The 8,824-nt window shown below is 40.2% G+C and carries 7 protein-coding genes and 1 pseudogene; 5 read left to right on the top strand and 3 right to left on the bottom strand.

Annotation, left to right across the window (positions count from 1 at the left end):
* Nucleotides 1–94 precede the first annotated feature (94 nt).
* A pseudogene (locus IQ242_RS10020) lies at nt 95–1,432 on the bottom strand (protein kinase); the annotation flags it as partial.
* Between the two features lie 289 nt (nt 1,433–1,721).
* On the opposite strand from IQ242_RS10020, the gene IQ242_RS10025 reads away from it, so the two are divergent.
* From IQ242_RS10025 to IQ242_RS10040, 4 genes are all read left to right on the top strand, one after another.
* Entirely contained in the window at nt 1,722–2,510 is a 789-nt protein-coding gene (locus IQ242_RS10025; RefSeq protein WP_002765070.1) for an ABC transporter permease, read from the top strand.
* A 180-nt stretch (nt 2,511–2,690) separates the two neighbouring features.
* On the top strand, nt 2,691–3,284 hold the full coding sequence (locus IQ242_RS10030; protein ID WP_193959861.1) for a pseudouridine synthase: 594 nt from the start codon (nt 2,691–2,693) through the stop codon (nt 3,282–3,284).
* 214 nt (nt 3,285–3,498) lie between these two features.
* Entirely contained in the window at nt 3,499–4,887 is a 1,389-nt protein-coding gene (locus IQ242_RS10035; RefSeq protein WP_193959862.1) for an AAA family ATPase, read from the top strand.
* Nucleotides 4,887–5,453 carry a hypothetical protein gene (locus IQ242_RS10040; protein ID WP_052276704.1) on the top strand — a complete coding sequence of 189 codons (567 nt, stop codon included), beginning with the start codon at nt 4,887–4,889 and terminating at the stop codon, nt 5,451–5,453. Before IQ242_RS10035 ends, IQ242_RS10040 begins: the two co-directional genes overlap by 1 nt.
* Nucleotides 5,454–5,527: 74 nt before the next feature.
* Here IQ242_RS10040 and IQ242_RS10045 read toward each other — a convergent pair whose 3' ends face one another.
* Nucleotides 5,528–5,956, bottom strand: a complete 429-nt coding sequence (locus IQ242_RS10045) for a hypothetical protein (RefSeq protein ID WP_002743840.1) — start codon at nt 5,954–5,956, stop codon at nt 5,528–5,530.
* A gap of 198 nt (nt 5,957–6,154) precedes the next feature.
* Here IQ242_RS10045 and IQ242_RS10050 point away from each other — a divergent pair, with 198 nt between their 5' ends.
* Nucleotides 6,155–7,456: a hypothetical protein gene (locus tag IQ242_RS10050; RefSeq protein WP_193959863.1), complete on the top strand. Its 1,302-nt coding sequence runs from the start codon at nt 6,155–6,157 to the stop codon at nt 7,454–7,456.
* A 292-nt stretch (nt 7,457–7,748) separates the two neighbouring features.
* Here the strand turns inward: IQ242_RS10050 and IQ242_RS10055 are convergent.
* On the bottom strand, nt 7,749–8,824 hold a 1,076-nt coding region (locus IQ242_RS10055), incomplete at its 5' end, for a YifB family Mg chelatase-like AAA ATPase (protein ID WP_193959864.1).

Below are 8,824 nucleotides of genomic sequence, written 5' to 3' on the forward strand. Positions count from 1 at the left end.
TAAAGACATCGGTGCAGTTGGGTTTCCCGCAAGCGTCGCTCATTTTTGATAGACAAAAGTTATTGCTGTCACCCCCAACACAAGTTTACTGTCCCACCCGCCAAATTTTGATAGTTTTGTCAACACTCCCACTAGCTAAATAGCGGCCATCGGGACTATATACCACTGAGAAAACTGTCTCAGGATGACCAGTAAGAGTGCGCACTTCGTTTCCCGTTGCTACCTCCCAAATTTTGATAGTTTTGTCCTGACTCCCACTAGCTAAATAGCGTCCATCGGGACTATATGCTACTGACCTAACTACCTCAGAATGACGAGTAGGGGTACGCAATTGTTTTCCCGTTGCTACCTCCCAAATTTTGATAGTTCTGTCCTTACTACCACTAGCTAAATAGCGGCCATCGGGACTATATGCTAGTGAATAAACCTGGCCAGAATGACCAGTAAGGGTTTTATCTAAGGGTGAAACCGAAGAATTAATCTGAGGAACAACCGACGGTTGTTTAGGAGGTAACTTTAATTGCCGTTCAATCTCATCCAAACGTTGTAAAATAATCCTAGTATTAGCCGGTATGTTCCTGGGTAATCTCCCCATTAACTCATCAATAAAATCCAACAATAACGGGTGAATATTTTCCGTTTCTTCTCGCCAAGGTAAAACATCATTATACGCATCATAAATTTCTAAGGGATGTTTTCCAGTTAATAAATGCACAAAAGTTCGTCCTAAAGCATGAAAATCTGATTGAATCACTGCTTGGCCATGTTGTTGTTCATTGGGGGTATATCCGGCTGAGGTAATACCTGTTACCTGTTGACCTTTTACCTTTTGATGATAGGTTTGGGTTTCTTCCCTTGCTGTGCCAAAATCAATTAACACCAACTCGCCACTATTCCGCAGCATAATATTAGGGGGTTTAATATCTCGATGCAGCCAATTCTGTTGATGAATTTTATCGAGAATTAAAGTAATTTCTCTCAGCCATTTTAAGGCTCGTTTTTGACTTAACTTATCATACTGGTTTAGCCACTGTTCTAAATCAATACCCTCCACTTTTTCCATAACTAAACAGTGTAATATTTTCCCCTCCCTCGTGGAATATTGAAAATAGGCATCTGATCGAGGAACACCTGTAACATTTTGACGACTCAACTCTAATAAAACGTCATATTCCCGTTTAAATAATTCAACTGCTTTCGGTTCATTATTCCATTTTTCTTGTAATACCTTGAGGATTTTGGCTGTAAAACCTTCAAAAGCTTCATAAACAACCCCAAAACCGGTCTTATCACTCAATAACCGACTTACTCTATATTTACCATTTAACAACAACTCAGAGCGACAACTTTGACAGTAACGAGTATTCGAGTTATTATTGCTCGGATGCTCCGGTTGAGAACAATCGGGATTGATGCAGTAACAGGGTTTCATCTCGGCTATCAGTTATTTTATCGGGTGAATAATTGCAAGTTTTCCCTTACCTGTCTTTGAAGGCATTTTATCATATATAGTAGGGTGCGCCCTTCGATAGCGTAACGCACCAAATTAAATTAATCCTAGGTGTGGTGCGTTACGACGGATTGTTAGATTCAAGTTTAAGCAAAGATTGTCGCCGTCTAACGCACCCTACATTTTACTAAACTGGGATGAGCCACTCTTGAAAAAGGGGACAATTGTTAATTATTATTAAAAGTATATTTACTAATTAACCAAAATACCAGTGAAACTAGCTCAAGCTCAGACGATATTAACAGACACTTTAACCGTATTTTGGGGAGAATGGCTAGATTTACGGGCGAGAGTCCTTCAGATCGCCGCCACAGGTTTAGTTTCTCCCCTAATCTATATTATCGGTTTCGGGTTGGGGTTGGGAAGCGCCCTCGATCGCTCGATGAAACCCTCACTCGGCGATTCTTATCTAGAATTTATTTTACCCGGAATGGTGGCCCTGTCCTCAATGGCGATCAGTTTCGGGGGAACCACCTTTTCCATCTGTGGCGATCGCTTATTTAGTAAAACCTTCGAGGAATTATTATTACTTCCCGTCCATCCCCTCTCATTATTTTTAGGCAAAGTTTTTGCGGGAATTTTGCGCGGTGTAATGACTTCTGCATCAGTGATTCTCATCGCTATCTTATTTACAGGAAAATTTGCCAGTTTTCTCAATCCCCTCTTTTTATTAATTTTAATCTTAAATTGTGCCGTCTTTGCCAGTTTAGGGGCAATTGTCGGATTGCGAGTTCAATCCCTCGAAAGTGCCAGTCTCTATAATAACTTTTTAATCGTGCCGATGTCTTTTTTAGGAGCAACTTTTTTCGATCCCAAAACCTTACCCTGGGCATTAAAAATTATTGTTTATGCCTTGCCCCTCACCTATGCTAGTCTAGGATTAAGAGCCGCAGCCTACGATATCAATCAATTTCCTTGGTTCGCTATCCCTATTTTATTAATCGTCGCTCTTCTTCTCTCGATTGTCGGTGCTTATCAATTCTCCCATCAACGGGATTAAATCAGTTATCAGTTATCAGTTATCAGTTATCAGTGGTCAGTAATCAGTTATCAGTTAAGTACCTAAGCAAAGTTAATTAAACATATCTAACTACCTCTTGCCTTTTGCCTTTTGCCTTTTGCCTATTCTAACCAAGAAATTAATTTTGCACGACTACTTATCTCCTAACTCCTTTTTCCCTTGAATAAATATATCCTTTTTTATAAACCATACGATGTATTATGTCAGTTTACTGATGAAAATGGTCGCTCGACTTTAAAAGATTATATTCCCATCCCGAATATCTATTCTGTCGGTCGTTTAGATAGGGACAGCGAGGGATTATTATTACTCACAGATAACGGTCAATTACAGCATCGTTTGGGTCATCGTCAATTTGCTCATCCGCGTACCTATTGGGTACAAGTCGAAAGAATTCCAGACCTAAACGCTTTAGAAAAATTGCGTCAAGGTCTTCCTATTCAGGATTATCGCACTCGACCAGCAATAGTTAATTTACTAGATTTTGAACCGGATTTACCCCCCAGAGAGCCACCGATTCGTTATCGAAAATCTGTCCCCACTGCTTGGTTAGAAATTACCCTAACTGAGGGAAGAAATCGTCAGGTAAGAAGGATGACGGCAGCCGTTGGTTATCCCACTTTAAGATTAATTAGAACAGCCATTACTATTGACAAAAACAATAAATTATGCTTAACAGGATTACAACCCGGTCAATGGCGAGAAGTGACTGAAAAAGAGAGAAAAGCCTTAGAAAAGTTATACTTTCTGTAAGTAACCTTGATAAGTGGGTGGGTGGAATTAAATATAAGATGAACGTAGGTTGGGTTGAAGCATGAAACCCAACGCCTGCATGGGTTACGCTACCGCTAACCCATCCTACAAATAATTCTGCCTCCCTACTTAACCAAAGTTGAATGTATAGTTTGGGACTTGATCAAATTACCCACAATTATCTATCATCGTGAATATTAAACCTAAGACAAACATGAAAGTTAAAATTAAAAATCTTGGCATTTTAAAACAAGCAGAATTCAGTCTAGGCGACCTCACAATTATCTGTGGTCGTAATAATACAGGTAAAACTTATGCTACCTACGCTTTATTCGGTTTTTTAGACACTTGGCGAAGACTATTAACTTGGCCAACATTTGGTCTCAAAGAAAAAATTAATCAACTACTTTCTGATGGTGTAATTAGTCTCGATCTACAGGAGTATGTTCAACAGTGTGAAAGTATTATTACTACAGGTTGTCAAAGATATGTTCAACAAATACCTGAAGTTTTTGCTGCCAACGAGGAGAGGTTTAAAAATGTTGATTTTCAGATAGAATTAAATTTTGACAATATTCAATTTCAAAATAAGTATGAAAGGAAAATTAGTACAGCAACATTGGAAATTATCTCGATTAGCAAACCTGAAGATGAGCCTTATTTATCCATTACATTATTAACAGAAACAGAAAAAATAAATCTGCCAGTGCATTTTCTTGAGGATATCATTTACGACAGCATCCAAGATATAATTTTCTCTCAGTTTTTTCCTAGGCCATTTATTGCCAGTGCAGAAAGAACAGGAGCGGCAATTTTTCGCAAAGAGTTAAATTTTGCTCGTAATCGTTTACTGGAAGAAATTAGTAAAAATAGCAATTTTAATCCTAGGGAACTGTTATTTAATGTTTCTCAGGATTATGCGCTACCAGTCAAAAAAAATGTAGATTTTACTAGACAAATAGAAACAATTGTCAAAAAAACTAGCTTTGTCGCCGAAAATCATCCCAGTATTTTAGAAGATTTTGCCGATATTATTGGTGGTCAATATATGATTACTAGCAATGATGAACTTTATTACATTCCTAAAGGAAAAAAACTTAGACTATCGATGGATGAAAGTTCTAGTGCTGTACGTTCTCTTTTAGACATTGGCTTTTATTTAAGACACGAAGCTCGAATCGGAGATTTGTTGATAGTAGATGAACCTGAATTAAATCTCCATCCAGAAAATCAACGCCGTATCGCTAAACTTTTCGCTCGACTGATCAACATTGGTATTAAAGTTTTTATCACTACTCACAGTGATTATATTATCAAAGAAATCAACACATTAATTATGCTTAACCATAATAAACCACACCTGAAACAAATTGCCGCAGAAGAAGGCTATAGACAAGAGGAATTATTATCGGCTAATCAAGTTAAAGTCTATATTGCTGAAGAAGATTCAAAGATGTTAAAAGGACAAAAAAGAAAAACTAAATTTCACACTTTAAACCCCGCTAAAATTGATCACGAAATGGGTATCGAAGCACGCAGTTTTGATACTACTATCGAAAATATGAATCGTATTCAAACGGCTATTATTTGGGGTGAGGAGTAATGTCTGATATTGCTATACTCAAAGAAATGATTAGCAAGTGTGCGATAGTAGAGTTGGAATATAAAAAAGAGTACAAACGAGATATTTATTTACTGAAACTGACAGAAAATCAAGATAACTATTCGTTTGTGATTAGTGGAATGCCTGAACCCGATCGAGTTATTGTGATCAAGCTAGATGAGTTTTTTGATGTCCGCAAAATTTTTACTGGTAGTAAAGGTGAGTGTAAGCGTGCAGATTTTATAATTATCGCTAATACCCCTACTGAAAAAGTTATCCTTTGTTTGGAAATGAAGAAAAGCGGAGATTCTAATCCATCGATAATTAAACAATTAAAAGGAGCCGAATGCTTTGTCTCCTATTGTCGTGAAATCGGACGCTTATTTTGGAATCAACCCGATTTTCTTCAGGACTATCAATATCGCTTTGTTAGTATTAAAAATATCAGTATTTCTAAAACAAGCATGAGCAGCCGTAAACTTTCTCAAAAAAGTGAGATTCACGATCAACCAGAAAAAATGTTAAAAATTTCTGCTAAAGCGAAGCACTTTCAAGAATTAATTTAGTCCTATAGCTTGACATTATGACTGATTTAATCTTGATCGAATAACGATCTTTTGCCGAGAGTGCCAAAAGAGCCTTATCGATGCTCATTTTTAAAAACTTCAAACACCTGCCGGCTGAAATATTTTAACTTATCAGCCACCTTAGGAGAGGGTTGATAATTGCCGACTAATTGCCAATTTTCCACCGTAGATAGTCGCCAAGCGGTTCCTTGATGGTTAAAAGCCTGCATTTCTAAGCCAATCAAACGCTGATGCTGATCCTCGCTATCGAGATGAAAACGAATTTGTACCAGAATACTGCGCCCTTGAATTCTGGGACTCCAACCGGGAAAATGGAAAGCGATATCGATCGAGTCGGGGTCCGTTAACTCCCTTGTGTGGGGATCATTGCGCCAAGGTTTCAGATCTGCCTTTGCATCGGGGAATTGTTGCTTAAACAGGTTGACGAGTGTGGCGATCTTCGCCGTTAATTCTAATCCTTTTGCCTGTTCCGACGCATTCATGCTCACCTCTGATAATTGCTTATAAAGTAACTATTTATACAGTTTAGCCCTGCTTTTTGCGACTATTGGAACAATTATAACGATATTTTCTCGATCGAGTCCAAAATGCCGCACCCGTCAATCAAGATAGCCGCTGCCAAAAAGACAAAATCAAAACTACACTAGAAAATAGGATAATCGAGAGGAACAGTATTTTCTATGAATCCCCAAGAGTCTCTATTACAATCGATCGAAAAATTAGGCTATCGGGTTACGGTGGGTGATGTGGCGGCAAAATCGGGTTTAGAGATTAACGCTGCACAACAGGGATTATTAGCTTTAGCTGCGGAAGCAGGGGGACATTTACAGGTAGCAGATACGGGGGAGATTATCTATCTTTTCCCCGAAAATTTTCGGTCGATTCTCCTGAATAAATATTGGCAATTGCAGTTAAAAGCTTTCGGGAGTAAAATCTGGCAAGTAGTTTTTTATGTTATTCGCATTTCCTTCGGCATTGTTTTAATTATTTCGATTTTAATCCTCTTGTTTGCTATTCTGGCGATCCTGATAGCCTCAATGTTCAAAGATAGTGACTCGGATAATAATTCGGGAAACAACAACATTAATATTAATTTCTTTCCCACGGACTTTTTCTGGATTTTTTATCCCGATTTTGGTAATAACTACTACGAAAGAAGAGATAGGGAAGTTAAGGCAGAAAAACCCCCTAGTAAGATGAATTTTCTCGAGGCAGTTTTTTCTTTTCTTTTTGGCGATGGCGATCCTAATTTCAATTTAGAGGAGAGACGCTGGCAAACTATCGGTAAAGTAATTCAAAATAATCGTGGCTCGATTGTCGCTCCACAAATTGCCCCCTATCTCGATAGTATTACCCCCAGTCATGAGGAGACAGAAGACTATATACTCCCAGTTTTAACCCGCTTTAATGGATTGCCGCAAGTGTCCGATCGAGGCGATATTATCTATTATTTTCCCGATCTACAGGTGACAACCAAAGAGAGAAAATTACAAGCAGTTTCGCCCTATCTAAAGGAAAAACGCTGGAAGTTTAGCGAAGCGGATAGCGGTCAAATTATCCTAGCTTTAGGTTTAGGGGCGGTTAACTTTATCCTCGCTTTAGTTTTAGGATCTTTGCTCAACAGTGATAGTGTCGATTTGAGCGGTTCTCTGGGGTCGATAGTCACAGGTATCTACGGTTTTCTCCTCAGTTATGCTGGTGCTTTTTTGGGGATTCCCCTCGGTCGTTATTTCTTTTTACAGTGGAGAAATGAGCGGGTTAATCAACGCAATCAACAGCGAGAAAAAAGAGCAGATTTATTAGCACAAAATAATCCTGAATTAGAGCAAAAACTGGCCTACTCTCGTAAATTTGCTGACCAAAAAGTGATTACAGATGCTGATATTAGTTATTCTACCGATCAAGACTATCTCGAACAAGAGATCGATCGCTCGGATAAAATCGATCGAGAATGGCAAAAACGCTTAGAATCGCCCGATTAAGTAGCTGGTTATAATTAAATTAAAAATGGATTTTGCCTTTAATCCTCCCTTGATCCCCCCTTGATAAGGTAGGGTTGATTCATGAATCAACCCTACCCTTGATAACGGGGGTGTCTGATAATTTTTAACGCCTACCTACTTAATCGCTTTTGCTGTGTGGGAGGTCATTCTGTTATTCTGACTTGAAAGTGGGAAGTGGGAAGTGGGGAGTGAGAAGAAAAAAGCTGTCTCCTGCCTCCTGAATCCTGACGACCGACTCCTAACCCCAGCAACAAACTTTTTGCCGCAAACCCTAACTTAAACGATCGAGAGTGCGATACTGAATTGCTTCGGCAACGTGGGAACTTTTCAGCATTTCACTATCTCCTAAATCGGCAATGGTGCGGGCAACTTTGAGAATGCGATCCATTGCTCGGGCCGATAAACCCAATTTTCGGATTGCCCCTTCTAAAATATGGCGACTGCTCTGATCAAGAGCGCAAAAACGCCGCAAATGCTCGGAATTCATCTCCGCATTAGAGCGAATCCCCGTATCTTGAAAGCGATCGCTGGCCTTTTGTCGGGCCCCTTCTACCCGTTGCCGCACCTGCTCAGAAGCTTCTCCTCGACTCTCTTGGGTCATTTCTTCCGGTTTCAGGCGATTTACCGTCACTTGTAGGTCAATACGGTCTAAAAGCGGCCCCGATAATTTCGCCCAATATTGTTCCCGTTGTCGCGGTGAACAGCTGCAGGGTTGAACCGAATCGCCGTAATAACCACAGGGACAGGGATTGGTACTGGCCACTAGGGTAAAACGGGCCGGAAAAGCGACAGAAAGACGAGTGCGAGAAATGCTCACATAACCATCCTCTAGGGGTTGTCGGAGATATTCCAAGACACTGCGCTTAAATTCCGTTAATTCGTCCAAAAATAAAATACCACGGTGAGAAAGGGAGATTTCTCCCGGTCGGGGATAAGTGCCACCTCCCACCAGTGCCGCTCCGGAAGCGGAGTGATGGGGACTGCGAAAAGGACGCTCGCGCACCAGGGAACCTCGATCCTTCAGTAATCCGGCGACGGAATGAATCTGGGAGACTTCTAGGGATTCGGCAAAGGTCAGCTGGGGCAGAATACCGGATAAACGTCGCGCTAACATGGTTTTACCGCTGCCCGGTGGCCCGACAAAAATTAGGTTATGACCTCCAGCTGCGGCAATTTCCAGGGCCCGCCGGCCAATGGCTTGACCTTTGACATCCTTGAGATCGGGGAGATTTACCTGCGATCGCCCGAACTCCTCGGCAGCGTTAAAAGTCATCGGTGAATGGCGATCGGGTTCATTTAAGAAATTTACCACTTCCGATAGATGACGAAACCCATACACTTGTACGC

The sequence above is a fragment of the Microcystis sp. LEGE 08355 genome (assembly GCF_015207185.1).
Lineage (GTDB): Bacteria > Cyanobacteriota > Cyanobacteriia > Cyanobacteriales > Microcystaceae > Microcystis > Microcystis panniformis.

Bases quoted from the DNA above. Each gene is read 5' to 3' on its own strand.
- IQ242_RS10035 (WP_193959862.1), top strand. From the start codon at position 3,499: ATGAAAGTTAAAATTAAAAATCTTGGCATTTTAAAACAAGCAGAATTC.
- IQ242_RS10040 (WP_052276704.1), top strand. From the start codon at position 4,887: ATGTCTGATATTGCTATACTCAAAGAAATGATTAGCAAGTGTGCGATA.
- IQ242_RS10045 (WP_002743840.1), bottom strand. From the start codon at position 5,956: ATGAATGCGTCGGAACAGGCAAAAGGATTAGAATTAACGGCGAAGATC.
- IQ242_RS10050 (WP_193959863.1), top strand. From the start codon at position 6,155: ATGAATCCCCAAGAGTCTCTATTACAATCGATCGAAAAATTAGGCTAT.